This is a genomic window from Nocardia sp. AB354, from assembly GCF_049538315.1.
Classification (GTDB): Bacteria; Actinomycetota; Actinomycetes; order Mycobacteriales; family Mycobacteriaceae; genus Nocardia; species Nocardia nova.
This window is the reverse complement of the sequence record NZ_JBMVFU010000011.1, coordinates 54,875-78,153: the sequence shown is the minus strand read 5'-3', so window position 1 is coordinate 78,153 and position 23,279 is coordinate 54,875. Positions and strand designations below refer to the sequence as shown.

General features: G+C 69.0%; 22 protein-coding genes. 15 read left to right on the top strand and 7 right to left on the bottom strand.

Annotated elements, in window-relative coordinates; translation table 11 throughout:
- Positions 1-72 precede the first annotated feature (72 nt).
- Both npt and truB read left to right on the top strand, forming a co-directional pair.
- Complete coding sequence (gene npt / locus ACPCUW_RS17805; protein WP_281210275.1) at positions 73-711, top strand: 4'-phosphopantetheinyl transferase Npt; 639 nt, start codon at positions 73-75, stop codon at positions 709-711.
- The gene (gene truB, locus ACPCUW_RS17800; protein ID WP_423425996.1) at positions 711-1,634 is read left to right on the top strand and encodes a tRNA pseudouridine(55) synthase TruB; all 924 of its coding nucleotides are present in this window, start codon (positions 711-713) and stop codon (positions 1,632-1,634) included. The genes npt and truB overlap by 1 nt, the downstream gene beginning before the upstream one ends.
- Positions 1,635-1,642: 8 nt before the next feature.
- Here truB and ACPCUW_RS17795 read toward each other — a convergent pair whose 3' ends face one another.
- Genes ACPCUW_RS17795 through ACPCUW_RS17785 form a run of 3 tightly spaced genes read right to left on the bottom strand, consistent with a single transcriptional unit; the run spans position 1,643 to position 3,793 of the window.
- Positions 1,643-2,311: a GntR family transcriptional regulator gene (locus tag ACPCUW_RS17795; RefSeq protein WP_030513170.1), complete on the bottom strand. Its 669-nt coding sequence runs from the start codon at positions 2,309-2,311 to the stop codon at positions 1,643-1,645.
- A complete protein-coding gene (locus ACPCUW_RS17790; RefSeq protein WP_030513171.1) occupies positions 2,298-3,044 on the bottom strand; it encodes a maleate cis-trans isomerase family protein in 747 nt (248 codons plus the stop codon). The genes ACPCUW_RS17795 and ACPCUW_RS17790 overlap by 14 nt, the downstream gene beginning before the upstream one ends.
- Before the next feature lie 8 nt (positions 3,045-3,052).
- Positions 3,053-3,793 (bottom strand): maleate cis-trans isomerase family protein, encoded by a 741-nt coding sequence (locus tag ACPCUW_RS17785; RefSeq protein WP_063019077.1) that lies wholly within the window; start codon positions 3,791-3,793, stop codon positions 3,053-3,055.
- Between the two features lie 85 nt (positions 3,794-3,878).
- Here ACPCUW_RS17785 and ACPCUW_RS17780 point away from each other — a divergent pair, with 85 nt between their 5' ends.
- Both ACPCUW_RS17780 and ACPCUW_RS17775 read left to right on the top strand, forming a co-directional pair.
- Positions 3,879-4,844 (top strand): D-2-hydroxyacid dehydrogenase, encoded by a 966-nt coding sequence (locus tag ACPCUW_RS17780; protein WP_104391427.1) that lies wholly within the window; start codon positions 3,879-3,881, stop codon positions 4,842-4,844.
- 11 nt (positions 4,845-4,855) lie between these two features.
- Positions 4,856-6,247 (top strand): amidase, encoded by a 1,392-nt coding sequence (locus ACPCUW_RS17775; RefSeq protein ID WP_227463065.1) that lies wholly within the window; start codon positions 4,856-4,858, stop codon positions 6,245-6,247.
- A gap of 60 nt (positions 6,248-6,307) precedes the next feature.
- On the opposite strand, the gene ACPCUW_RS17770 is transcribed toward ACPCUW_RS17775, so the two are convergent.
- Together ACPCUW_RS17770 and ACPCUW_RS17765 are read right to left on the bottom strand one after the other, a co-directional pair.
- Positions 6,308-6,808 (bottom strand): DUF3830 family protein, encoded by a 501-nt coding sequence (locus ACPCUW_RS17770; protein WP_423425993.1) that lies wholly within the window; start codon positions 6,806-6,808, stop codon positions 6,308-6,310.
- Positions 6,809-6,843: 35 nt separating this feature from the next.
- Positions 6,844-8,085 (bottom strand): aspartate aminotransferase family protein, encoded by a 1,242-nt coding sequence (locus ACPCUW_RS17765; RefSeq protein ID WP_064904181.1) that lies wholly within the window; start codon positions 8,083-8,085, stop codon positions 6,844-6,846.
- A gap of 150 nt (positions 8,086-8,235) precedes the next feature.
- Here ACPCUW_RS17765 and ACPCUW_RS17760 point away from each other — a divergent pair, with 150 nt between their 5' ends.
- Together ACPCUW_RS17760 and ACPCUW_RS17755 are read left to right on the top strand one after the other, a co-directional pair.
- A complete protein-coding gene (locus ACPCUW_RS17760; RefSeq protein ID WP_423425992.1) occupies positions 8,236-9,711 on the top strand; it encodes an NAD-dependent succinate-semialdehyde dehydrogenase in 1,476 nt (491 codons plus the stop codon).
- Entirely contained in the window at positions 9,711-10,772 is a 1,062-nt protein-coding gene (locus ACPCUW_RS17755; RefSeq protein ID WP_423425990.1) for a tartrate dehydrogenase, read from the top strand. Before ACPCUW_RS17760 ends, ACPCUW_RS17755 begins: the two co-directional genes overlap by 1 nt.
- 49 nt (positions 10,773-10,821) lie before the next feature.
- Here the strand turns inward: ACPCUW_RS17755 and ACPCUW_RS17750 are convergent, their stop codons facing one another.
- Positions 10,822-11,484, bottom strand: coding sequence for a metal-dependent transcriptional regulator (locus tag ACPCUW_RS17750; RefSeq protein ID WP_051755147.1), 663 nt, complete (start codon positions 11,482-11,484; stop codon positions 10,822-10,824).
- A 506-nt stretch (positions 11,485-11,990) separates the two neighbouring features.
- On the opposite strand from ACPCUW_RS17750, the gene ACPCUW_RS17745 reads away from it, so the two are divergent.
- The 4 genes from ACPCUW_RS17745 to ACPCUW_RS17730 all read left to right on the top strand — a co-directional run bounded on the left by ACPCUW_RS17745 (position 11,991) and on the right by ACPCUW_RS17730 (position 17,606).
- Positions 11,991-12,974, top strand: coding sequence for a bifunctional riboflavin kinase/FAD synthetase (locus ACPCUW_RS17745; protein WP_030513180.1), 984 nt, complete (start codon positions 11,991-11,993; stop codon positions 12,972-12,974).
- A 177-nt stretch (positions 12,975-13,151) separates the two neighbouring features.
- On the top strand, positions 13,152-13,421 hold the full coding sequence (gene rpsO / locus ACPCUW_RS17740) for a 30S ribosomal protein S15 (protein WP_040720363.1): 270 nt from the start codon (positions 13,152-13,154) through the stop codon (positions 13,419-13,421).
- Positions 13,422-13,825: 404 nt separating this feature from the next.
- Positions 13,826-16,111, top strand: coding sequence for a polyribonucleotide nucleotidyltransferase (locus ACPCUW_RS17735; protein WP_063019231.1), 2,286 nt, complete (start codon positions 13,826-13,828; stop codon positions 16,109-16,111).
- 178 nt (positions 16,112-16,289) lie between these two features.
- Positions 16,290-17,606, top strand: a complete 1,317-nt coding sequence (locus ACPCUW_RS17730) for a M16 family metallopeptidase (protein WP_423426130.1) — start codon at positions 16,290-16,292, stop codon at positions 17,604-17,606.
- Between the two features lies 1 nt (position 17,607).
- On the opposite strand, the gene ACPCUW_RS17725 is transcribed toward ACPCUW_RS17730, so the two are convergent.
- A complete protein-coding gene (locus ACPCUW_RS17725; RefSeq protein WP_063019229.1) occupies positions 17,608-17,952 on the bottom strand; it encodes an ArsR/SmtB family transcription factor in 345 nt (114 codons plus the stop codon).
- Positions 17,953-18,048: 96 nt separating this feature from the next.
- On the opposite strand from ACPCUW_RS17725, the gene ACPCUW_RS17720 reads away from it, so the two are divergent.
- The 5 genes from ACPCUW_RS17720 to ACPCUW_RS17700 all read left to right on the top strand — a co-directional run bounded on the left by ACPCUW_RS17720 (position 18,049) and on the right by ACPCUW_RS17700 (position 23,255).
- Positions 18,049-19,254 (top strand): MFS transporter, encoded by a 1,206-nt coding sequence (locus ACPCUW_RS17720; protein ID WP_423425987.1) that lies wholly within the window; start codon positions 18,049-18,051, stop codon positions 19,252-19,254.
- A 130-nt stretch (positions 19,255-19,384) separates the two neighbouring features.
- Positions 19,385-20,701, top strand: a complete 1,317-nt coding sequence (locus ACPCUW_RS17715; RefSeq protein ID WP_423425985.1) for a pentapeptide repeat-containing protein — start codon at positions 19,385-19,387, stop codon at positions 20,699-20,701.
- A gap of 50 nt (positions 20,702-20,751) precedes the next feature.
- Positions 20,752-21,867, top strand: coding sequence for an alcohol dehydrogenase catalytic domain-containing protein (locus tag ACPCUW_RS17710; RefSeq protein WP_063019226.1), 1,116 nt, complete (start codon positions 20,752-20,754; stop codon positions 21,865-21,867).
- 147 nt (positions 21,868-22,014) lie between these two features.
- Entirely contained in the window at positions 22,015-22,770 is a 756-nt protein-coding gene (dapB, locus tag ACPCUW_RS17705; RefSeq protein ID WP_423425984.1) for a 4-hydroxy-tetrahydrodipicolinate reductase, read from the top strand.
- Positions 22,767-23,255: a hypothetical protein gene (locus ACPCUW_RS17700; RefSeq protein ID WP_423425982.1), complete on the top strand. Its 489-nt coding sequence runs from the start codon at positions 22,767-22,769 to the stop codon at positions 23,253-23,255. The genes dapB and ACPCUW_RS17700 overlap by 4 nt, the downstream gene beginning before the upstream one ends.
- Positions 23,256-23,279: the final 24 nt, after the last annotated feature.

Sequence of the window (23,279 nt, the reverse complement as noted above, 5' to 3'; positions counted from 1 at the left end):
CAGACAGGGTCGACTCAGGAGGCGGTCATCGAGGAACAGGCGCGCGTCATCGGCAGCATTCTGCCCGCGGGAGTGGCCGCGGCGGAGCTGTTGCGGTATCCGGAGGATCTGAAACCGCATCCCGGTGAGGAACATCTGATCGCGCAATCGGTCGAGAAGCGGCGGCGCGATTTCATCGGCGCCCGGCACTGTGCGCGGCTGGCGCTGGCCCAGCTCGGTGAGCCGCCGGCGGCGATCGGCAAGGGCGAGCGCGGGATGCCGCTGTTTCCGCGCGGGGTCGTCGGCAGCCTCACCCACTGTGACGGGTACCGAGCGGCGGTGCTGGCGCATCGGCTGCGCTGGCGGTCGGTGGGCATCGACGCCGAACCGCACGACACGCTGCCCGAGGGGGTGCTGGACTCGGTGAGCCTGCCCGCCGAACGGGACTGGCTGCGCGGCGCGATCCCCGCGACCGGACTGCATATGGACCGGCTGCTGTTCTGCGCGAAGGAAGCCACCTACAAGGCGTGGTTCCCGCTCACCCAGCGCTGGCTCGGCTTCGAGGACGCCCACATCACCTTCACCGTCGACGACACCGGCACCGCGGGCACCTTCCACAGTGCGCTGCTGGTTCCCGGGCAGACTCTCGACGGCGGTGCGCCGCTGACCGCGTTCGACGGCCGCTGGACGGTCGCCGAGGGGCTGATCCTGACCGCGATCGTGGCCGGCTGATGGCCGAACGTGAGGCGATCGTCGATCCGCTCGGCGGTCTGCTGATCATCGACAAGGACGGTGGGCAGACCAGCCACGACGTGGTCGCGCGCTGCCGGAAGATCCTGCGTACCAGGAAGATCGGCCACGCCGGCACGCTCGACCCGATGGCCACCGGCGTGCTGGTGCTCGGCGTCGAGCGCGCCACCAAACTGCTGGGCCTGCTGAGCCTGACCACCAAGTCCTATGCCGCGACGATTCGCCTCGGCCAGGCCACCGTCACCGACGATGCCGAGGGTGAGGTGCTGGCCACCATCCCCGCCGGCCATCTCGCCGACGCCGATATCGCCGCGGCCGTCGCCGCGCTCACCGGCGATATCCAGCAGGTGCCCTCGACGGTGAGCGCGATCAAGGTCAACGGTGAGCGGGCGTACGCGCGCGCCCGGGCGGGCGAACAGGTGGAACTGGCGGCCCGGCCGGTCACGGTCTCCCGGTTCGACATTCTGGGCCGGCGTGATATCGACACCGGCGCAACGACATTCGTCGATCTGGACGTCGAGGTCGACTGTTCCTCGGGCACCTACATCCGGGCGCTGGCCCGCGATCTCGGCGCCGCGCTGGGGGTCGGCGGACATCTGACCGCGTTGCGGCGCACCCGGGTCGGCCCTTTCACCCTCGAACACGCTCGCACCCTGGAGCAGCTCGCCGACGATCCGAGCCTGAATCTCGACGTCGATGCCGCTGTGCGCCTTGCCTTTCCGCATCGGGAGATCGACGCCGAACAGGCCGAATCGCTGCGCGACGGGCGCTGGCTGGACCCGGTGGGCCTGCGCGGGGTGCACGCGGCCACGACCACCGACGGCCGGACCATCGCCCTGCTCGAGGAGAAGGGCAAGCGCTCCTCGCCGGTCTTCGTGGTGCGCCCGCGCGGGCTCATCGACTGAGCGCGGACCTACCCTTCGCCGATCTGCTCCCGGAGCCGATCGACCGCGTCGCGCATATGCCCGACGAGCAGTTCGTGCACATCGCGCGGCGGGCCGGCGGCGATGGCCTCGCGCAGCGCCACATGTTCGCGGACCTGCTCACCGAGGTCGGTGTAGGTCGTCTGCAGGGCGCCCAGGCACATCCGGGTCTCGATCAGCAGTGTCCGCGCGGCCCGCACCAGCCGCGGGCTGTCGGCGCTGGTGACCAGCGCCTGATGGAATTCGTGGTCGGCATCGGTGACGCCGGTGGCATCGCCGCGTTCGGCACAGGCCTGCATATCGGCGACGCTGGATTGCAAGGCCTCGTAGGCGATCTCGCGGCGGCCGTCCAGGATCAGGTCCAGCGCACCGCCCTCGATCGCGGTGCGGGCGCGGTAGATGTCGACGACGTCGGCCAGGCTGAGTTCGATGACGAAGATGCCGCGATGCCGCACGCTGTGCAGCAGCCCTTCGGAAACCAAGCGCTGCATGGCCTCCCGGACGGGACCTCGCGAGACGTCGAACTGCGCGGCCAGTTCGGCCTCCACCAGCTGGGTCCCCGGCGCCAGCGTGCCGCGCACGATCGCCGCGCGCAGCCGGTCGGCGATCATCTCCGCCGTGGACTGCCGATTCACGGGTTCGAACTCAATCACCGACATGAATCGGCCTTTCCGAGAAGAGCGTTCCGAGCCCCGGTCCGGACGCAGGCGTGTGGGCGGGCAGCCCCGCCAGTCGCAGCCCGTGCCAGACGGTGACCTGGTTCGCGGTGAGTACCGGCTTGCCGAGCGCTGATTCCAGCTCCGGAAGCAGTTGTATCGTATGCATCGCGGTATCGGGAATCAGCAGCGCCTCGGCGTCGGGATGGTCGTTCGCCGCCGCCAGGTCCAGCACCTGCGACGGTGTCAGCGTCCCCACTTCGGCGGCCGTGTCGATTCCGGCGCTCGACATCGAGACCACCCGGATGCCGGCGGCGTCGAGGAAGTCCACGAAGAGGGCGGCGACCTCGTCCGGATAGCTCGCGCACACGGCGACGCGGCCGGCGGCTATCGCCCGCACCGCCTCCACGAACGCGAAACTGGTGCTCGACGCGGGGACGCCGCAGATCCGGGAGAGCTCCTCCGCCTGTTCGCGCGCACCCTGCGGTCCGTAGACGAAGCTGCCCGAGGTGCAGGCCCACACCACGGCCAGGGGATCGAAGGGCGCCAGCAGATCCGCGCCCCGGCGCAACTTGTCCGGACTGCCCAGCTCGAGCAGTTCGGGCACCGCGTGCAGGTCGGTGCCGTAGATGTGCGCGACACGAAGATCGACGCCGAGATGTGCTGCTGCCCAGGGATATTCGTCCTCGGCGGCGTGATCGGGATAGATGAATCCGACGGTCGGTGTCCGTTCCACAGCGCCTCCTAGAAAACGTTCTGCAGCCACTTGCCAGGGCCCATCATCGGCAGTTTCATCCGTCCGAGACAGGCCCACATGGTCAGTTGGTTGGCGGTCAGGACCGGTTTGCCGAGCAGCTGTTCCAGCGGTTCGACCAGGTCGTAGGTAGGAAGGTTGGTGCAGCTGACGAAGATGGCCTGCGCGGCGGGATCATCGGCGGCCATGATGCGTTCGGCGATCGTGCGATAGCTGACCTTCCAGATGCCGCCGCCGAGTCCCAGATGATCCGATCGCAGGACCTCGCAACCGGCCTCGTGCAGGAACTCGTGCAGCTTCGTGGTCAGAATCTCGTCGTAGGGCGTGATGACCGACATCTTGGACAACTGCAGTTTGTGCACGGCCTCGATCAGTGCGCCGGAGGTGGTGATCGCGTCGCGGGCGCCGGCCCGGCAGATGGTGTCGCGCAGCGCTCGCTCGTAGGCCAGCCCCTTGATGAAGCTGCCCGAGGTGCACAGATAGGCGATCACCTCGGGTTCCACGTGCAGCACGTTGCGCGTCGCCGCGGTGAGATGTGCTGCGTCGGAGACCAATTCGGCCATCTCGAGCGAGACCGGCACCGGCTCGTACGGCGTGCGCGCCAGATGCAGGCTCACTTCCAGGGGAGCCCACCGCCACAGTTCGCGCTCGAGCGCCAGATCGAACGGCGCGATGATCCCGATGCCCCGTTGCGCGACAGGCCCGTCCAGCTCGGGAAAATTCAGTTCCACGAGGGCCCCTCTCGCGTCCGGGCGACAATCCTCCGCGCACAATCGGATTGTTGACAAGCATACGATGGGTTTTTAGCCTGTCAATATGAACGCGGGCCCAGTTGTCACCGTCCTGCACGACGGCGTCGAGCCCGACGCGGAATTCATGCGTCCGGTGTTGGAGCAGGCGACCGTCCGCTTCGCCGACGGGGCATCGCTCGCGGACGCGCTGCCCGGCGCCGAGGCGCTGTTCGTCTACGACTTCCGCAGCACCGCCCTGCCCGGCGCCTGGGATCGCGCCGATCGGATGCGGTGGGTGCATGTGGGGGGCACGGGTGTCGACGCCGTGATGTTCGACGCACTGATCGACAGCGACGTACAGGTCACCAACACCCGCGGACTGTTCGATGAGCCCATCGCGGAATACGTTCTCGCCCAGGTGCTCGCCTTCGCCAAGGATCTGCCCGAATCGCTGCGGCTGCAGCAGCGTCACCAGTGGCGCCACCGCGAATCCGAGCGGGTGGCGGGAGCCGCGGTGCTGGTGGTCGGCACCGGCTCGATCGGACGCGCGATCGCCCGCCTGCTGCGCGCGGCCGGGATGCGGGTGCGCGGGCTGGGGCGGACCGCGCGCATCGGCGATCCCGATTTCGGCACGGTGGCAACCGATTTGCACGCCGAACTGCCCGGGGCTGATTACGTGGTCTGCGTGACGCCGCTCACTCCGCAGACCCGGCACATGTTCGACGCGAGCGCCTTCGCGGCGATGAAGCCGCATGCGCGTTTCATCAATGTCGGGCGTGGGGAATCCGTGGTCACCGACGATCTGGTCGCGGCGCTGCGCGGCGGTGTGCTCGCCGGTGCGGCGCTGGACGTGGTCGATCCGGAACCGCTGCCGGCCGGCCACCCGCTGTGGGATCTGCCGAATGTCGTTGTCACCCCGCACAACAGCGGCGACTTCATCGGCTGGCGGGCGGAGATCGTCGCCGCGTTCACCGAGAATTTCGAGCGGTGGGCAAGCGGTCAGCCCTTACACAATGTGGTCGACAAGAAGCTGGGTTACGTGCCCAGCTGAAGGGAGTCACGATGGCCCACCCCGATACAGGGACCGACCCCGCGGCGATGACCGCGGCCGAGTTGGCCGCCGCCTATTCGGCCGGGGCCTTGTCTCCCGTCGAGGCCACCCAGGCCGCGCTGGACGCGATCGCGGCCCGCGACGACGTCCTCGACGCGTTCTGCTTGGTCGACCCGGAGCGGGCGATGGTGCAGGCCAAGGAGTCCGAGGCGCGCTGGCAGGGTGGTCGTGCGCAGGGCCTGCTCGACGGCGTGCCGATCTCGATCAAGGACATCTTCCTCACCGAGGGGTGGCCGACGCTGCGCGGCTCGACCTCGATCCGGCCGGATGTGCCGTGGCCGGTCGACAGCCCGGCCACCGCCCGGCTGCGTGAGGACGGACTCGTGTTCCTGGGTAAGACCACCACGCCGGAGCTGGCGTGGAAGGCCACCACCGACAGCGCGCTGACGGGAATCACCCGTAATCCGGTCGACCCGGACAAGACGTCCGGCGGTTCCTCCGGCGGTTCGGCGGTGGCGGTCGCGGCCGGCATGGGACCCGTGTCGATCGGGACCGACGGCGGTGGCAGCATCCGGATTCCGGCCTCGTTCTGCGGGGTGGTGGGATTCAAGCCCACGCACGGCCGCGTCCCGCTGTACCCGGCCAGCCCGTTCGGGCCGCTGGCACACGCCGGGCCCATCGCCCGCACCGTCGAGGACGTGGCGCTGCTGATGGACATCCTGTCGCTGCCCGATCACCGCGATCCGACCGCGGGTGCGCCGCCGCTGCTGACCTTCCGCGGCGAACTGCAGCGCGAGGTGCGCGGTGCGACGGTCGGCTTTTCGGCGAATCTCGGTTTCGCGCAGGTCGATCCGGAGGTCGCGGCGGTCGTCGCGGCGGCGGTGCGGGCGCTCGACGAGGCCGGCCTACGGGTGGTCGAGGCCGATCCCGGATTCGCCGATCCGCGCCCGGCGTTCGAAACGATGTGGGCGGCCGGGGCGGCGGCCATGCTCTCGACCTTCCCCGAGGGCACCCGGGAGCGGGTCGACCCCGGCCTGGGCGCCATGTGGGACCGCGGCCGCACGCTGAGCGCGGTCGACTACATCGAGGCGCGTGCGGTGGCGGCGGAGATCGGCATCGTGATGGGGGCCTTCCATACCGCTTACGACGTCCTCGTCACTCCGACCATGCCGATCACCGCCTTCGACGCGGGATACGATGTGCCGCCGGGTAGTTCGATGGACAGCTGGCCGCAGTGGACCCCGTTCACCTATCCGTTCAATCTCACCCAGCAGCCGGCGATCACCATTCCCGCCGGGCGGACCGCGGCGGGAATGCCGGTGGGGCTGCAGATCGTCGGGCCGCGCCACTCCGACGATTTCGTGCTCGCGGTGGCGCGCTTCGCCGAGGCGGTGCTGAGCTGACGCGCATCGCGGCCCGGTCCTGTCCGGACCGGGCCGCGTGGTCGCGCCTGCGACGTGTCGTTACTCCGAAGACCGTGTGAAGGACAGTGTTTCGCCTTCCACGCCGCGCAGCCACAGCGCGTTGCACGCGGCGGCCAGCTCCGGCAGTCCTTCCTCGATGGTCGCGAACACATTGCCCGGGACCCAGCCCATATCGCCGTTGATCAGCAGGTTGTTGCGGTCGTAGAACAGTGCCAGATCGGTGGCGCCCTGCGCGTCGTGCGCGGCCGAGCCCGGTTCGTAGCCGTAGGCGGGATTGCCGATCTCCCACGGTTCGAAGTCGAACAGGCAGACGTCACCGGGAATCGGTGTGACGGTGGGGTTTTCGCGATGCGGCGCGGCGGTGATGCGCGGCACGAGGGTGTACACCTCGTTGCGGGCGTATTTGGCGTGGAACGCGTCGCCCTCCTGCGGCAGTGCGTCCCACACCGCCGCGCAGGTGTGCGGGGCCAGCTCGTCCAGCAATCGCGCGCGAGCCCGCACGCCGGCCTTGGTGAGGGTGATGGTGAGGTACCGGGCCATCGAGATCTCCTGTTCCGCTCGGGGCGTGGGTATCGCTACAGCTCGTCCAGGACGCCGGTCCACAGCGCCAGCGCCTCGTCGACCTGTTCCGCGGTCACGATCAGGGGCGGGATCATTCGCACGACGTTGCTGTAGGCCCCGCAGGTCAGCAGGAGCAGGCCGCGCTCGGCGGCCAGCCGCTGGGCCGTCGCGGCCGTGGCGGTGTCGGGTTCGCCTGCCGCCGTGGTGAATTCGCTGCCCACGAGCAGGCCCAGGCCGCGCACATCGCCGATCGCCTTGGTGGCGCAGGCCCGGGTGCCGGCCAGCAATTGGTCCCCGCGGGCGGCGGCGTTGTCCACCAGCCCCTCGGATTCGATGACGTCGATGGTGGCGACCGCGGCCGCGCAGGCCACGGCATTGGCGCCGTAGGTGCCGCCTTGAGATCCCGGCCAGGCCTTGGCCATCAGCTCCTGTGGCGCGGCGATTCCCGACAGCGGAAAACCGCTGGCCAACCCCTTGGCTATGGTGATGACGTCGGGCTGTACGTCGAAATGCTGGTGCCCGAAGAACTTTCCGGTGCGGCCGAACCCGGTCTGGATCTCGTCGAAGATCAACAGGATGCCGTGCCGGTCGGCGCGCTCGCGCAGGCCCTGGAAGAACCGGGTGTTGCCCGGGATGTAGCCGCCCTCGCCGAGCACGGGTTCGACGATGAAGGCGGCCGTCTCGGCCGGGGCGGTGAGCGTGGTGAGGATGTAGTCGAGCTCGCGCAAGGCGAAATCGGTCGCCTCCTCCTCCGACCAGCCGTAGCGGTAGGCGGTGGGGAACGGCGCCACGTGCACACCACCCATGAGCGGGCTGAAACCGGCCGAGAAGCGGGTTCCGGAGGTGGTCATGGTCGCGGCGGCGACCGTGCGGCCGTGGAAGCCGCCGTGGAACACCACCACATTGGGGCGGCCGGTGGCCTGCCGGGCCAGCCGCAGCGCGGCCTCCACGGCCTCGCTGCCGGAGTTGGCGAAGAACACCGAATCCAGGTGGGCGGGAAGCACATCGGCGAGCCGTTCGGTCAGCCGCAGCAGCGGCCGGTGCATGACCGTCGTGTACTGGCCGTGGATGAGGCTGCCGACCTGTTCACGCGCGGCCTCGACCACCCGCGGATGACAGTGCCCGGTGCTGGTGACGCCGATCCCGGCGGTGAAGTCGAGGTACCGGCGACCGTCGGTGCCGTACAGGTAGCAGCCCTCGCCGTGATCGACGGTGACCGGCGTGGCCTGCCGGAGAACGGGGGAAAGTGCAGTCATGGTGATCCGCCTCCCGGGCGACGGGAAATCCGCGCCGGTGACGGCCGGATTCTTATTGTCGGATTGTTGACAATGTGTATAACATGGCCGCGACGGTGACGGCAACGACTGCGCCGAACCGACCTGCTGTTCCGAGAAGAGGAGCGAGCGATGACGTATACCGTTGCGGATCCGGATGCCGCGACGCGCGCGGCGATCGACAGCGTCCCGACCGGCCTGTTCATCGGCGGGCGCCGGCGCGAGGCGGCCACCCTGCTGGACGTGGAGGACCCGGCCACCGGGCAGATCCTGACCGCCGTCGCCGATGCCGGCCCCGAGGACGGCGTCGCCGCGCTGGCCGCGGCCGCGGCGGCCCAGGACGCGTGGGCCGAGGTGCCCGCGCGGACCCGGTCGGAGATCCTGATGCGCGCCCATCGGGCCATGCTCGACGACACCGACCGGCTCGCCCGCATCGCCACCGCCGAAATGGGCAAACCGCTGGCCGAGGCGCGCGGCGAGGTCGTGTACGCGGCGGAGTTCTTCCGCTGGTTCGCCGAGGAGGCGGTGCGGCTGGACGGCGGCTATATGCCCGCGCCGGCCGGTGGATCCCGCTTCGTGGTGGCGCGCCGGCCCGTGGGACCGAGCATCCTGATCACCCCGTGGAACTTCCCCATGGCGATGGCGACCCGCAAGATCGGCCCAGCCTTGGCCGCGGGCTGCACCTGTGTGGTCAAACCCGCCGAGCAGACCCCGCTGTGCACGCTGGCGATCGCCGAAATACTGTCCGCCGCAGGAGTTCCCGACGGCGTGGTCAATGTCGTGACCACCTCCGATCCGGCGGCGGTGACCGGTGCGATGATCGCGGATCCGCGCTCGCGCAAACTGTCGTTCACGGGATCGACCGCCGTCGGGAAGTTGCTGCTGGAACAGTGCGCGAGATCCGTGATGCGCACGTCGATGGAATTGGGCGGCAACGCCCCGCTGATCGTGTTCGACGACGCCGATCTCGATACCGCGGTGGAGGGCGCGCTCGCGGCGAAGATGCGCAATATCGGCCAGGCCTGCACCGCGGCCAACCGGATCTACCTGCAACGCGGCATAGCCGACGAATTCACCCGCCGCTTCACCGAACGCATGGCGGCCCTGCCGATGGGCCGCGGCGCCGATCCCGGCGTGGTGGTCGGACCGCTGATCGACGCCGCGGCGGTCGCGAAGGTGTCGGAACTGGTCGCCGATGCGCGCCGGCGCGGCGCCACCGTCCTGCTCGGCGGAACCGCCGCCGAAGGATCCGGATACTTCTATCCACCCACGGTGCTGACCGGTGTCCCGGACGACGCCGCGATGTTCGGCACCGAAATCTTCGGCCCCGTCGCGGGTTTGGCCGTCTTCGACACCGAGGACGAGGTGATCGAACGCGCCGACGACACGCCCTACGGTTTGGTGGCGTACGTGTTCACCGAGAATCTGCGGCGCGGATTGCGGGTGAGCGAGGCACTCGACACCGGCATGGTGGGACTCAACCAGGGCGTGGTGTCCAATCCGGCGGCGCCGTTCGGCGGAGTGAAGGAATCGGGTCTCGGACGCGAGGGGGGTTTCACCGGCATCGACGAATTCCTGGAGACCAAATACATCGGTGTGGCACTGTGATGCCGGTGTATCGCATTGCCACCATTCCCGGCGACGGTATCGGCGTGGACGTCACGGCCGAGGCGGTCAAGGTTCTCGACGCGGTGCTGCCCGGCGTCGCCTGGACCGAATTCGACTGGTCCTGTGAGCAATATCTGCGCACCGGCGCGATGATGCCCGAGGATGGTCCGCAGCAGCTGGCGGATTTCGACGCGATTCTGCTCGGTGCCGTGGGATTTCCCGGGGTGGCCGACCATATTTCGCTGTGGGGTCTGCTGATCCCGCTGCGGCGCGCCTTCGGGCAGTATGTGAATCTGCGCCCGGTCCGGCTGCTGCCCGGCACCGAATCCGCGCTCCGCGGACGCGGCGCCGACGATCTCGACATCCTCATCGTGCGGGAGAATTCCGAGGGCGAATATTCCGCGATCGGGGGAATGCACAATCCCGGGCGGCCGGACGAATTCGTGGTTCAGGAATCGATATTCACCCGCACCGGATGTGAACGCATCATCCGATACGCGTTCGAGCAGGCGCGCCGGCGCGACCGCAGACTGTGTTCGGCCACCAAGTCCAACGGCCTCATTCATTCGATGCCGTACTGGGACAGCGTTTTCGAGCGGATCGCCGCCGACTATCCGGACGTCGAGACGCGGCAGATGCATGTCGATGCGCTGGCCGCGGAGATCGTGCTGCATCCGGATCGGCTGGACGTGATCGTCGGCTCGAATCTGTTCGGCGACATCCTGTCCGACCTCGCCGCCGCGGTGACCGGCGGGCTCGGGCTCGCGCCCTCGGGGAATATCAATCCCGCGCGCGAGGCGCCCTCGATGTTCGAGGCGGTGCACGGCAGTGCGCCCGATATCGCGGGTATGGGCATCGCCGATCCGGTGGCGCAGATCCTCGCCGGTGCGATGATGCTCGACCACCTGGGCGAATCCGCGGCGGCCGCGGCCGTCGACCGCGCGGTCTGCGATGTGCTGGCCGCGGGGGAGGTGCTCACCCCCGATCTGGGCGGTACGGCGACCACCGCCGAACTCGGCACCGCGATCGCCGAGCGCGCCGCGGCGCTGGTCACACAGTAGGGGCGGCGATACGCCGCGACTCCCGGTGCCGAGGCGCTGCGGTGGCCGGTCAGGAGGTCAGCCAGATCGCTTCTGCCGCAGGGCTTCCCAGGTCGATGGTGTGCTCGCCGATCCGCACCGCGATGGTGCCGGCGAAATCGCGCCGCTCCACCACGGTGATCACGGTGTCGAGCGCGATGCCGACGGAATCGAAATACCGCAGCATGGCGGGATCGAAATCGGAGATGCGCGCCACCCGGCCGGATTGTCCGGCCTGGAAGTCGCTGAGCTGATGGGCGGGCGGTGTGGGGACCGCACCGTCGACGGAGGGGATCGGGTCGCCGTGCGGATCGCGATCGGGATGGCCGAGTTTGGCGTCGATACGTTCCACCAGGGTCTCCGACACCGCGTGCTCGAGCACCTCGGCCTCGTCGTGCACCTCGTCCCAGCCGTAGCCGAGCTCGCTGACCAGGAACGTTTCGATCAGCCGATGGCGGCGCACCATGGCGACTGCGGCCCGGCGGCCGTTGTCGGTCAGCGTGATGGCGCCGTAGCGGGCGTGTTCGACCAGCCCCTGATCGGCGAGTTTGCGCACCGCCTCCGACACCGTCGACGCCGACACACCGATCCGCTCGGCGAGCAGTTTGGTCGACACCTTCTCCTGCGACCACTCCTGCGCACTCCAGATGACCTTCAGATAATCCTGGGCGACCGACGACAGCGAGGGGGCCACATTCGCCGCGCGCCCGGCCGCCCCCGCATCGGGAGACGCTTGTGACGCAGCGGAATCTGCCAGCTCACGCCGGGTGGCGACATCACGTTTTCCGGGCACGTATCGAGCTTAGCGGGGGCAGCGTTGCGGCCGGAGGAGGCAGCCTGCGTAACCACGGAGGCCGCCGCGGACCCCGTGATCGAGCACAGCGGGGGGCAGCGTTGCGGCCGGAGGAGGCAGCCTGCGTAACCACGGAGGCCGCCGCGGACCCCGCGATCGAGCACAGCGGGGGCAGCGTTGCGGCCGGAGGAGGCAGCCTGCGTAACCACGGAGGCCGCCGCGGACCCCGCGATCGAGCACAGCGGGGGCCGGGCCGGCGCGGACCTGCCATCAGGTACAGCGGGACCATTGCGGCCGCAGCCCGCAAGCCCGCACAACCTCGCGCTCGACGCGGGCGGGTGACGGTCGGGTGAACAACCGCCCCGCCGAATCCCGGTTCGTGACCGCGCTTGCGTAGGCTTCGGTGTGTGCAGAGATGGCGAAGTCTCGAGGAAATGCCACCGGACTGGGGTCGGTGTGTGCTCACCATCGGCGTGTTCGACGGTGTGCACCGCGGTCACGCCCAATTGATCAGCCGTGCGGTGAAATCCGCTGCGGTGCGCGGTGTTCCCTCGGTTCTCATGACCTTCGACCCGCATCCGATGGAAGTGGTGCGTCCCGGATCGCATCCGGCACAGCTCACCACGTTGACCCGGCGCGCGGAGCTGGTCGAGGAACTCGGTATCGATGTGTTCCTGGTGATGCCGTTCACCCAGGACTTCATGAAGCTCACTCCCGGCCGCTACGTGCACGACCTGCTGGTCGAGAAGCTGCATGTCGCCGAGGTCGTGGTCGGCGACAACTTCACCTTCGGCAAGAAGGCGGCGGGCACCGTCGAGACCATGCGCGAGCTGGGCGGCCGGTTCGGCTTCGAGGTCGACGGTGTGAAGCTGGTCGGCGAACACGCGGTCACGTTCTCCTCCACCTACATCCGGGCCTGTGTCGACGCCGGTGACATGGCCGCGGCCGCCGACGCGCTCGGCCGCCCGCACCGGGTGGAGGGTGTCGTCGTCCACGGCGACGGCCGCGGTCGCGAACTCGGTTTTCCGACCGCCAACGTGGCTCCGCCGATGCATGCGGCGATCCCGGCCGACGGCGTATACGCGGGCTGGTTCACTGTGCTGGCCGCCGGAGAGACGGTCGGCGTCACCCGGCCGGGCAAGCGGGCCATGGCCGCGATCTCGGTGGGCACCAACCCGACCTTCTCCGGCCGCACCCGCACGGTCGAGGCCTTCGTCCTCGACACCGAGGCGGATCTGTACGGCCAGCACGTCGCCGTGGACTTCGTGCAGCATCTGCGCGGTATGCGCCGCTTCGACTCGATCGACGATCTGGTCCGGGCCATGGGCGACGACGTCGAGCAGACGCGACAGGTGCTGGCCGCCGCCGAGGCGAGCGACGCCCAGCGCTGAGCGAATCCGCCGGCCGGACAGATTCCCGGTGTGGGGGCCGGCCGGATCGGGCCGATTCGGTCCGACGTGCGGTGATCCGGTAGGCTGGCTCGTCGGGTCTGCTGCGGTCCGCGGTGGCGCCCGCCCGGGGTTTCCCGGTTTCCTCGAGCGCGGACTGAGAAAACAAGGAGTGAATTCGTGGCTCTGACCACCGAGCAGAAGGCGGCCATCCTCAAGGAGTACGGCCTGCACGAGAAGGACACCGGTTCGCCGGAGGCCCAGATCGCGCTGCTGTCCAAGCGGATCTCCGACCTGACCGAGCACCTGAAGGTGCACAAGCACGATCACCACACCCGCCACGGCCTGCTGGGCCTGATCGGTCGCCGTCGGCGGCTGTCGAAGTACCTGCAGGACAAGGACATCGAGCGCTACCGTTCGCTGATCGAGCGGCTCGGACTGCGGCGTTGATCTGTTCGCGCCCGCACGGACGCGAGACAGACGCGCTGACAATCACAGGTAGTTAACGCGCAGCCGACGGGGAGGCATAGAATCTCCCCGTCGGCTAGTCGTATATCGGCACCGCACCAGCCGTATGCACCCGCACGCGTGGCGTCGGTCTTCGGTAGTGGCCTTTCGGCGAGAGTTGCCGGCGGGCTTCGATCGATGACCGCCTCCGCGTCGCCGGTTCCATGGGGGATCGGCCGGGTGTCGCGCCACAGCCAGGAGGGCTGTCGCGCGCCCGAGCCCGGGTACGGCTGCCTCGCGCAGACAAGCCGCTGCCTCCGGGCAGGGATGAAACTGCGCGGGGACACCCAGCCGGATCGCGCCTCGACGGCGTTCGATCCGGCGAGACGAGAGGTTGAGACAGAAATATGACCGAATCCCAGACGAGCTCCGCCATCGAGGTCGAACCCGGTGTGTTCGAATCGGTGGCCCTGATCGACAACGGGAGCTACGGCACCCGCACCGTCCGGTTCGAGACCGGGCGCCTGGCCAAGCAGGCCGCCGGCTCCGTCGTCGCCTACCTGGACGACGAGACCATGCTGCTGTCGGCCACCACGGCCGGTAAGCACCCCAAGGACCAGTTCGACTTCTTCCCGCTGACGGTCGACGTCGAGGAGCGGATGTACGCCGCGGGCCGCATCCCCGGCTCGTTCTTCCGCCGCGAGGGCCGCCCCTCCACCGACGCGATCCTGACTTGCCGCCTGATCGACCGTCCGCTGCGCCCGTCGTTCGTCGACGGCCTGCGCAACGAGATCCAGGTCGTAGTCACGGTGATGAGCCTGGATCCCAACGATCTCTACGACGTGGTCGCGATCAACGCGGCGTCGGCCTCGACTCAGATTGCGGGACTTCCGTTCTCGGGTCCGGTCGGTGGCGTGCGCGTGGCGCTCATCCAGGGCCAGTGGGTCGCGTTCCCGACCGTCGAGCAGCTGGAAGAGGCCGTGTTCGACATGGTCGTCGCCGGCCGCGTGGTCGAATCCGGTGACGTCGCGATCATGATGGTCGAGGCCGAGGCGACCGACAAGGTCATCGCGCTGGTCGAAGACGGCGCCCAGGCGCCGACGGAAACCGTTGTGGCCGAAGGTCTCGAGGCCGCCAAGCCGTTCATCGCGCGGCTGTGCAAGGCGCAGGCCGACCTGGCGGCGCTGGCCTCCAAGCCCACCGAGGAGTTCCCGCTCTTCCCGCCGTACGAGGCCGACGTCTACACCGCCGTCGAGGGCACCGCGAAGAACCCGCTGGGTGAGGCGCTGTCGATCGCCGGCAAGCAGGAGCGCGAGGAGCGCATCGACGAGATCAAGCTCGAGGTGCTCTCGGCGCTGACCGAGGACTTCGAGGGCCGCGAGAAGGAGATCGGCGCGGCGTTCCGCTCGGTCACCAAGAAGCTTGTGCGCCAGCGCATCCTGTCCGACGGCTTCCGCATCGACGGTCGTGGCCTGGCCGACATCCGGGCGCTGTCCGCCGAGGTCGCCGTGGTGCCGCGGGCGCACGGTTCGGCGCTGTTCGAGCGCGGTGAGACCCAGATCCTGGGCGTCACCACCCTCGACATGGTGAAGATGGCCCAGCAGGTCGACTCGCTCGGCCCGGAGACCAGCAAGCGCTACATGCACCACTACAACTTCCCGCCGTTCTCCACCGGTGAGACGGGCCGCGTCGGCTCGCCCAAGCGGCGCGAGATCGGCCACGGCGCGCTCGCCGAGCGGGCGCTGGTGCCGGTGCTGCCGAGCCAGGAGGAGTTTCCCTACGCGATCCGCCAGGTGTCGGAAGCGCTGAGCTCCAACGGATCCACCTCGATGGGTTCGGTGTGTGCCTCCACGCTGTCGCTGCTGAACGCGGGTGTGCCGCTGAAGTCCCCGGTCGCCGGTATCGCCATGGGTCTGGTGTCCGACGAGGTCACCGGCGACAACGGTGAGTCGGAGACCCGCTACGTCGCGCTGACCGACATTCTCGGCGCCGAGGACGCCTTCGGCGACATGGACTTCAAGGTCGCCGGTACCCGCGACTTCGTCACCGCGCTGCAGCTCGACACCAAGCTCGACGGCATTCCGTCGAAGGTGCTGGCCGGTGCGCTCAACCAGGCTCGCGACGCGCGCCTGACCATCCTGGACGTGATGGCCGAGGCCATCGCCACCCCGGACGAGATGAGCCCCTATGCGCCGCGCGTCACCGCGATCAAGATCCCGGTCGACAAGATCGGCGAGGTGATCGGGCCCAAGGGCAAGGTCATCAACCAGATCACCGAGGACACCGGCGCCAACATCTCCATCGAGGACGACGGCACCGTGTTCGTCGGCGCGACCGACGGCCCGTCGGCGCAGGCCGCGATCGACGCGATCAACGCCATCGCCAACCCGCAGCTGCCGAAGGTCGGCGAGCGCTTCCTGGGCACGGTCGTCAAGACCACCGCCTTCGGCGCGTTCGTCTCGCTGCTGCCGGGCCGCGACGGTCTGGTGCACATCTCGAAGCTGGGCAACGGCAAGCGGGTCGGCAAGGTCGAGGACGTGGTGAACGTCGGCGACAAGATCCGCGTCGAGATCGCCGATATCGACAACCGCGGCAAGATCTCGCTGGTCCCGGTGTCGGAGGAGGAGAGCGCGGAGACCGCTGCTCCGGCCGCCGACGAGGCTCCGGCTGCAGCCGAGGCCGCGGCCGAGTAAATAGTTGGATGTGACGAAGAAGAAGTCCTCGGCGCGCGCCCCGAAGCCCTCGGTTTCGACGCGCGCGCCGGGCAGCACAGCTCGCGCGCCGAAGACGAAGCAAGCCTCGCGCGCGGGAACTCCGGCGAAAGCCGGCGCCGACGCCCCCTTGCTCGCTCTCGAGCAGGGGGGCTCTTCGCTGGTCCTCGCCGAGGACGGGTCGTTCTCCGACAGCGGGGTGCGGCGTACGGTACTGCCGGGTGGACTGCGGGTGGTCACCGAACATGTGCCCGGGGTGCGATCGGCGTCGATCGGTGTCTGGGTCGGCGTTGGCTCACGCGACGAGGGGCCCTCGGTGGCCGGCGCCGCGCACTTCCTGGAACACCTGCTGTTCAAGGCGACCCCGACTCGTACCGCGCTGGACATCGCCGAGGCCGTGGACGCGGTCGGCGGGGAACTCAACGCGTTCACCGCCAAGGAGCAGACCTGTTACTACGCCCATGTGCTGGACGACGATCTGCCGCTCGCGGTCGATGTCGTCTCCGACGTGGTGCTGAACGGGTTGTGCCGTCCGATCGATGTCGACGTGGAACGTCAGGTGGTGCTCGAGGAGATCTCGATGCGCGACGACGATCCCGAGGACCTGGTCGGCGACTCGTTCTTGACCGCGCTGTTCGGCGATCATCCGATCGGGCGGCCGGTGATCGGCACCGTCGACTCAGTCGAGCAGATGACCGCCGCGCAGCTGCGCGGGTTCCATCTGCGCCGCTACCGTCCGGACCGGATGGTGGTGGCGGTGGCCGGCAATATCGAGCACGAACACACCGTGGAGCTGGTGCATCGCGCGTTCGGCGACCGGCTCGATCCGTTGCGGGAACCGGCGCCGCGCCGCGAAGGGCATTTCCGCAAGCGCACGTCACCGCAGCTGCACTGGACCTACCGCGACAGCGAACAGGCGCATCTGGTGTTCGGGGTGCGCGCGTTCGGCCGACACGAAGGGCATAAGCGCTGGCCGCTGTCGGTGCTGAACACCGTGCTCGGCGGCGGGCTCAGTTCCCGTCTCTTCCAACGGATCCGGGAGGAACGCGGCCTGGCGTACTCGGTGTATTCCAGCGTCGACACCTTCGCCGACACCGGCGCCTTCTCGGTCTATCTGGGATGTCAGCCCGAAAATCTCGGCGAGGTCACGACATTGGCGCGCGAGATCCTGGAAGATGTTGCCGCCAACGGGATCACCGACGCCGAATGTGCCCGGGCCAAGGGATCGCTGCGCGGTGGACTGGTGCTGGGCCTCGAGGATTCCGGCTCCCGGATGAACCGCATCGGCCGCAGTGAACTCAGCTACGGCAATCACCGCAGCGTCTCGGAGACGCTGGCGCGCATCGACGCCGTCACCACCGCGGAGGTGTCCGCGATCGCCCGCACCCTGCTGGCGCGGCCGTACGCGGCCTCGGTGGCGGGACCGTATCGGAGAATGCGCGACCTGCCCGGTGCGGTGAAACGCTTGGCGGAGTGAGTCAGTCGCGCGGTGCGGCGCCGGATTCGCCCGCGCGATTGGCGGCGCCCACCACCGCCGCGAGCAGTCCCGGCAGGGCGTGCTCGACTTCCTCGGTGCGCAGCCGCGCGTAGGTCTGGCCGTCGGCGACGATGCGTTCGGTGACCCCGGCCTCGCGCAGAATCTTCAGGTGGTGGGTCGCGGTGGATTTGTTGATGGTGTCGTAGAGCATGCCGCAGCGCACCGGGCCGCCGGCATTGCTGAGCCTGCGCACCATCTCGAGCCGGACCGGGTCGTGCAGGGCGCCGAGCACCTCCTGCACGGTGGCGACCGGATGAGCTTCCACGGTCTTGTTGCTATCGCTCATGATCTTTCTCACGGGAAATTCGGTTTGATGGGAATCAAACCATCGCTACGGTGGTTGAGTTCGATCGCAATCAAACTTACCTGATGGAGAGAATCGATGGCCGCAACTGTCACGGTTGCACCGGCTCCGCGGACCACACAGTCCTGGGCCTATGCACTGATTCTGGTCGCCAGCGGAGTCGCGCTCGGAGTATCCGGTGTTCCCGCCCCGCTCTACGGCCTGTACCAGAAGGAATGGCATTTCTCGCCGCTGACCACCACCATCGTTTTCGCCGTCTACGCCATCGCCGCGCTGGCCGCGGTTCTGGTGTCGGGCAAGATTTCCGATGTGGTCGGCCGCAAGCCGGTGCTGCTGGGCGCACTCGCCACGATGGTGATCGGACTGGTCGTCTTCCTGTTCGCCGACAATGTCGCGATGCTGCTGGTGGCGCGGGCGCTGCACGGCGTGGCCGTCGGTGCCACCGTCGTCGCCGGGGCGGCGGCGCTGCTGGATCTGCGTCCCGAGCACGGCGCGCGGTCGGGGCAGCTGACGGGTGTGGCCTTCAATGTCGGTATGGCCGTGGCCATTCTGGGGTCGGCACTGCTCGCCCAGTACGTTCCGCATCCGCTGCGCACGCCGTATGTAGTGATCACGGTGTTCTGCCTGCTGATCGGCGTGGGCGTGGTGGTGATGACCGAAACGCACACCGCGCGGATGTCGGGTCCCATCCGGATCGCGAAACCGGCGGTACCGCAGGAGATCCGGGCCGATTTCTGGTTCTCGGCGCTGGGCGTCATGGCGGCGTGGTCGGTACTGGGTGTGCTGCTGTCGCTGTATCCCTCGCTGGCCGCCGAGAAGACCGGCGTGCACAATCTGGTCTTCGGCGGTGCCGTGGTCGCCTCGACCGCGACGGCCGGGGCGCTGGCTCAGCTCTTCGCGACCGCGATTCCGGCGCGTCGCGCGGCCGTCGGCGGTGATACCGGGATGGCGATCGCGCTGCTGCTGACCATTCCGGCGCTGGCGACCCACAACTGGGTCGTGGTGCTGCTGGCCGGTGTTCTGCTCGGCGCGACCTTCGGCCTGGGCTTCGGCGGATCGCTGCGGCATCTGTCGAATGTGGTGCCGCAGCACAAGCGCGGCGAGACCATGTCCGCCTACTACCTTCTGGCCTATACGGCGATGGCCCTGCCGACCGTGCTGGCCGGTTGGGCGGCCACGCAGTGGGGGATGGGCACGATCTTCCCGTGGTTCGTGGTGGTGGTCGCCGCGGCCTGCCTGACCGCGGCCGCAATCGGGGTGCGCGGGAGTCGCGCGGCGAACTGATCGGCGCGAAACAGTCTGCCGGACAAGATGATGCGGCGTCCGCCCGAAAGGCGGGCGCCGCGTCGTCGCTCGGCCGGGCCGAATCCTCCACCGGCTGTGGCGGATCCGGAATTGTCGTTACTATGCGCCCATGGCTCGGCGGGGGACATTTGCGCAGCGGCAGGCTCAGCGGATACAGCGTTCGGCATTGCTGGTATCGGTCGTCTCGGTGGTGCTCGGCGGTTTGGCGATCGCGGGTATCGCCTGGTGGGTGCTGTGGCTCGCGCTCGGCGCGAAGGCCGATACGCCGAACCAGCTGGATCTGACGAAGATCGCGTTGTCGGTCTCGGCCGGTGTGGGCGGTGCGGTGGCGCTGGTCGTGGCCTATCGCAAACAGCGCGACAACGAACGCGGCCGCTTCGCGCAGCTGTTCGGGGCCGCCGCGGCGCAACTGGGTAATGCCGATGTCGCGGTGCGCATGGCGGGCGTCTACGCGATGGCGGGGGTGGCCGACGAATTCGCCGCGCGCGGCATGCGCCAGCAGTGCATCGACGTGCTGTGCGGCTATCTGCGACTGCCCTACGACCCCGACGAAGGGGCCACCCACCTGAGCTCTCGCAAGATCACCGACGGAGCGGGCGGGCCGCAGGTGGAGCGCGCCTACCAGCTGCGGCAGAACGATCGCGAGGTGCGGCGCACCATCATCGCGGTGATCGTGACCCATCTGCGCCCGCAGGCCGAAACATCGTGGTCGCACTGCGATTTCAACTTCGACGACGCGGTGCTCGAGGATGTCGACTTCCGCTGGGCGGTCTTCGCCGGCGGGCATACGCATCTGCGCGGTACCCGCTTCATCGGTGAGCGGTCCGCCAACTTCGAGAACGTGGAATTCGTCGGCACGCACGTGACGTTCCACAGCGCGCACTTCGAGAGCGACGCGCTGTTCCGGGGCACGAAATTCACCCCGACCTCGGGTGACGTCTACACCGGGCGCGCCGGCACCAGCTTCGTGGATGCGGTCTTCCGCGGGAAGGCCGACTTCACCGAGGCCGAATTCGGCGGGCCCCGAACACGATTCACCGGCGCCCGGTTCACCGGCCCGACGACGTCGTTCACCCGGGCACGTTTCACCGCCGACAGCACCTTCTTCGACGGCGTCGAGGTGGCGGGGGACAGTGCGCGTTTCGACGGCATCGTGGTCGGCAGCTCGCGAATCACCTGTGCCGACACACGTTTCGACTCCGGCGACACGGTGTTCGACAACGCTCGCATCGGCGTCGAACGGGATGTGCCCGATGTCGATCTCCGGGGAGTCACCTGTCGTGGCACGGTGTCGGCGGAGCACGCCCTCATCCCGGGGTGGCCGTGCGGCCCGAGCGCACCGGACCGGGCGCCGGTGGAGTCGGACGCGGAGGAGGCGGGTCTTCCCGCCGGCACCGCTTCGGTCGCCGGACCGCCGGAAGACTGAGTAGTCGGCGCCGATACTCGGCGCGGCGCTCGCCCGGTACCGTCGGTGCCATGAAGATTCGTGGTGCTGTGCTGGAGCGGATCGGCGACCCGACTCCCTATGCCGATTCGACCCCGATCGTGATCGAGGATCTGGAGTTGGCGGAGCCGGGACCGGGGGAGCTGCTGGTCCGGATCGAGGCGGCCGGACTGTGTCATTCGGACCTGTCGGTGGTGGACGGAAACCGGGTGCGGCCGGTGCCGATGCTGCTCGGCCACGAGGCGGCCGGACGGGTCGAGCAGGTGGGTCCCGGCGACAGCGATCTGCGGGTCGGCCAGCGGGTCGTGATGACCTTCCTGCCGCGCTGCGGACAGTGCGAGGGCTGCGCCACCGACGGCCGCACCCCGTGTGTGCCGGGCAGCGTCGCCAACAACGAGGGCGAGTTGCTGGGCGGCGGTCGCCGACTGCGCCGCGCGAACGGACCCGTCCACCACCATCTCGGCGTCTCCGGATTCGCCACCCACGCCGTGGTCGATCGGCGGTCGGTGGTACCGGTCGACGACGATGTCCCGCCGGAGGTCGCCGCCGTACTCGGCTGCGCGGTCCTCACCGGCGGCGGGGCCTTGCTGAATTCGGCCCGCCCCGGCGCGGGGGACCGCATCATGGTCGTCGGTCTCGGCGGCGTGGGTATGGCCGCCGTGCTGGCGGCCGCCTCGCTGCGGGACAGCCTCGGCGCCGAGGTCATCGCCGTCGACACCGTGCCCGAAAAGCTCACGCTGGCAAAGGAATTGGGCGCCACGCAGGTTTATACGCCGGTGGAGGTGGCCGAGCGCGGCATCGCGGCGGAGGTCGTGGTGGAGGCCGCGGGGAATGTGCGGGCCTTCGAAACCGCGGTGACGGCCACCGCGCCCGGCGGCACCACGGTGACCGTCGGGCTACCCCATCCCGAAGCGCGCGCGAGTATTTCACCGCTCGGTCTGGTCGCGCAGGGACGTTCCATCGTAGGCAGCTACCTCGGCTCGGCGGTTCCGGCGCGCGACATCCCGGAGTACGTGCGGATGTGGCGGGAGGGCCGGCTGCCCGTCGAACGACTGGTCTCCTCGCGTATCCGGCTGGACGAGATCAACCACGCCATGGACGAGCTGGCCGCCGGGCACGCCTTGCGTCAGGTGATCGTCTTCGACTGAGGCGTCGGCTTCGCCTCTGCCGTCGGCTCTCGGTGGTCGCACCGGGTGACGCACGCGACTTCCGGGTGACCGGTGTGGTGGCGCCCGGCACCCCTGCCGATAGGCTCTGACCGCAACGGGCATCGAACGGTATGTGAGGAGTTCACGGTGGCGACGAACCGGATCCGGGTGGGCGTACTCGGCGCGCAGGGCAAGGTCGGGCAGGCGATCTGCGCGGCGGTCGAGGCCGCCGACGACCTGGAGCTGGTCGCCGGGGTCGACAAGGACGACGCGCTCGAGGCCTTCACCGAGGCCGGCGCCCAGGTCGTGGTCGACTTCACCCACCCCGACGTGGTGATGCCGAATCTGAAGTGGTTGGTGGAACACGGTATTCACGCCGTGGTCGGCACCACCGGTTTCGACGAATCCCGGCTCGCGCAGGTGCGCTCCTGGCTGGCGGACAATTCCGAGGTGGGCGTGCTGATCGCCCCCAATTTCGCCATCGGCGCGGTGCTGTCGATGCGGTTCGCCGAACAGGCCGCCCGGTGGTTCGATTCGGTCGAGGTCATCGAACTGCACCACCCGAACAAGGCCGACGCACCCTCCGGCACCGCCTATCGCACCGCCGGCATCATCGCCGAGGCCCGCAAGCAGTCCGGCGTGGGCCCGAGCCCCGATGCCACCACCACCGAACTCGACGGCGCGCGTGGGGCGAGCGTCGACGGGGTGCGGGTGCATTCGGTGCGGCTGGCCGGGCTGGTCGCGCATCAGGAGGTGCTGTTCGGCACCCAGGGCGAAACGCTCACGATCCGCCACGATTCGATCGACCGCACCTCCTTCGCGCCTGGTGTACTGCTGGGTGTGCGCCGGATCGGCACCCGCCCGGGCCTCACCGTCGGGCTCGATCCGCTGCTGGACCTGTGAACGAGCGCGACAGCGGGCGACAGGTGCTGCGCATCGTCGCCTTCATTGCCTTCCTGGTCGTCGCGCTGGCCTTCTACTTCCTGCTGCTGGGTCGCATCGCGATCGAACTGATGACCTCGGGCAAACCCGCCGCCGTCGCGATGGGCGTGGGCGTGCTGATCCTGCCGATCCTCGGAGTGTGGGTGGTGGCCACCAGCATTCGCGCCGCCCTCGCCCACCAGCATCTGGCCCGGCGCATCCACGACGAGGGCCTCGAACTCGACGTCTCCGACCTGCCCCGCCGCCCCTCCGGCCGGCTGGAGAAGGCCGCCGCCGACGAGCTGTTCGAACAGGTCAAGAAGGAGTGGGAGGCAGACCCCGACAACTGGCGCACCAACTATCGCGCCGCCCGGGCCTACGACTACGCCGGCGACCGCTCGCGCGCTCGCGAAACCATGCGCCGCGCCGTGGAACTCGAGCGCTTCGAACGCCGGACCGGGTCCTGACACACCGCCGGCCCCACTAGGCTC

Coding starts and splice junctions, on each gene's coding strand:
- truB (WP_423425996.1), top strand. CDS start 711: ATGGCCGAACGTGAGGCGATCGTCGATCCGCTCGGCGGTCTGCTGATC.
- ACPCUW_RS17795 (WP_030513170.1), bottom strand. CDS start 2,311: ATGTCGGTGATTGAGTTCGAACCCGTGAATCGGCAGTCCACGGCGGAG.
- ACPCUW_RS17780 (WP_104391427.1), top strand. CDS start 3,879: ATGAACGCGGGCCCAGTTGTCACCGTCCTGCACGACGGCGTCGAGCCC.
- ACPCUW_RS17775 (WP_227463065.1), top strand. CDS start 4,856: ATGGCCCACCCCGATACAGGGACCGACCCCGCGGCGATGACCGCGGCC.
- ACPCUW_RS17770 (WP_423425993.1), bottom strand. CDS start 6,808: ATGGCCCGGTACCTCACCATCACCCTCACCAAGGCCGGCGTGCGGGCT.
- ACPCUW_RS17765 (WP_064904181.1), bottom strand. CDS start 8,085: ATGACTGCACTTTCCCCCGTTCTCCGGCAGGCCACGCCGGTCACCGTC.
- ACPCUW_RS17760 (WP_423425992.1), top strand. CDS start 8,236: ATGACGTATACCGTTGCGGATCCGGATGCCGCGACGCGCGCGGCGATC.
- ACPCUW_RS17755 (WP_423425990.1), top strand. CDS start 9,711: ATGCCGGTGTATCGCATTGCCACCATTCCCGGCGACGGTATCGGCGTG.
- ACPCUW_RS17735 (WP_063019231.1), top strand. CDS start 13,826: ATGACCGAATCCCAGACGAGCTCCGCCATCGAGGTCGAACCCGGTGTG.
- ACPCUW_RS17725 (WP_063019229.1), bottom strand. CDS start 17,952: ATGAGCGATAGCAACAAGACCGTGGAAGCTCATCCGGTCGCCACCGTG.
- ACPCUW_RS17720 (WP_423425987.1), top strand. CDS start 18,049: ATGGCCGCAACTGTCACGGTTGCACCGGCTCCGCGGACCACACAGTCC.
- ACPCUW_RS17715 (WP_423425985.1), top strand. CDS start 19,385: ATGGCTCGGCGGGGGACATTTGCGCAGCGGCAGGCTCAGCGGATACAG.
- ACPCUW_RS17710 (WP_063019226.1), top strand. CDS start 20,752: ATGAAGATTCGTGGTGCTGTGCTGGAGCGGATCGGCGACCCGACTCCC.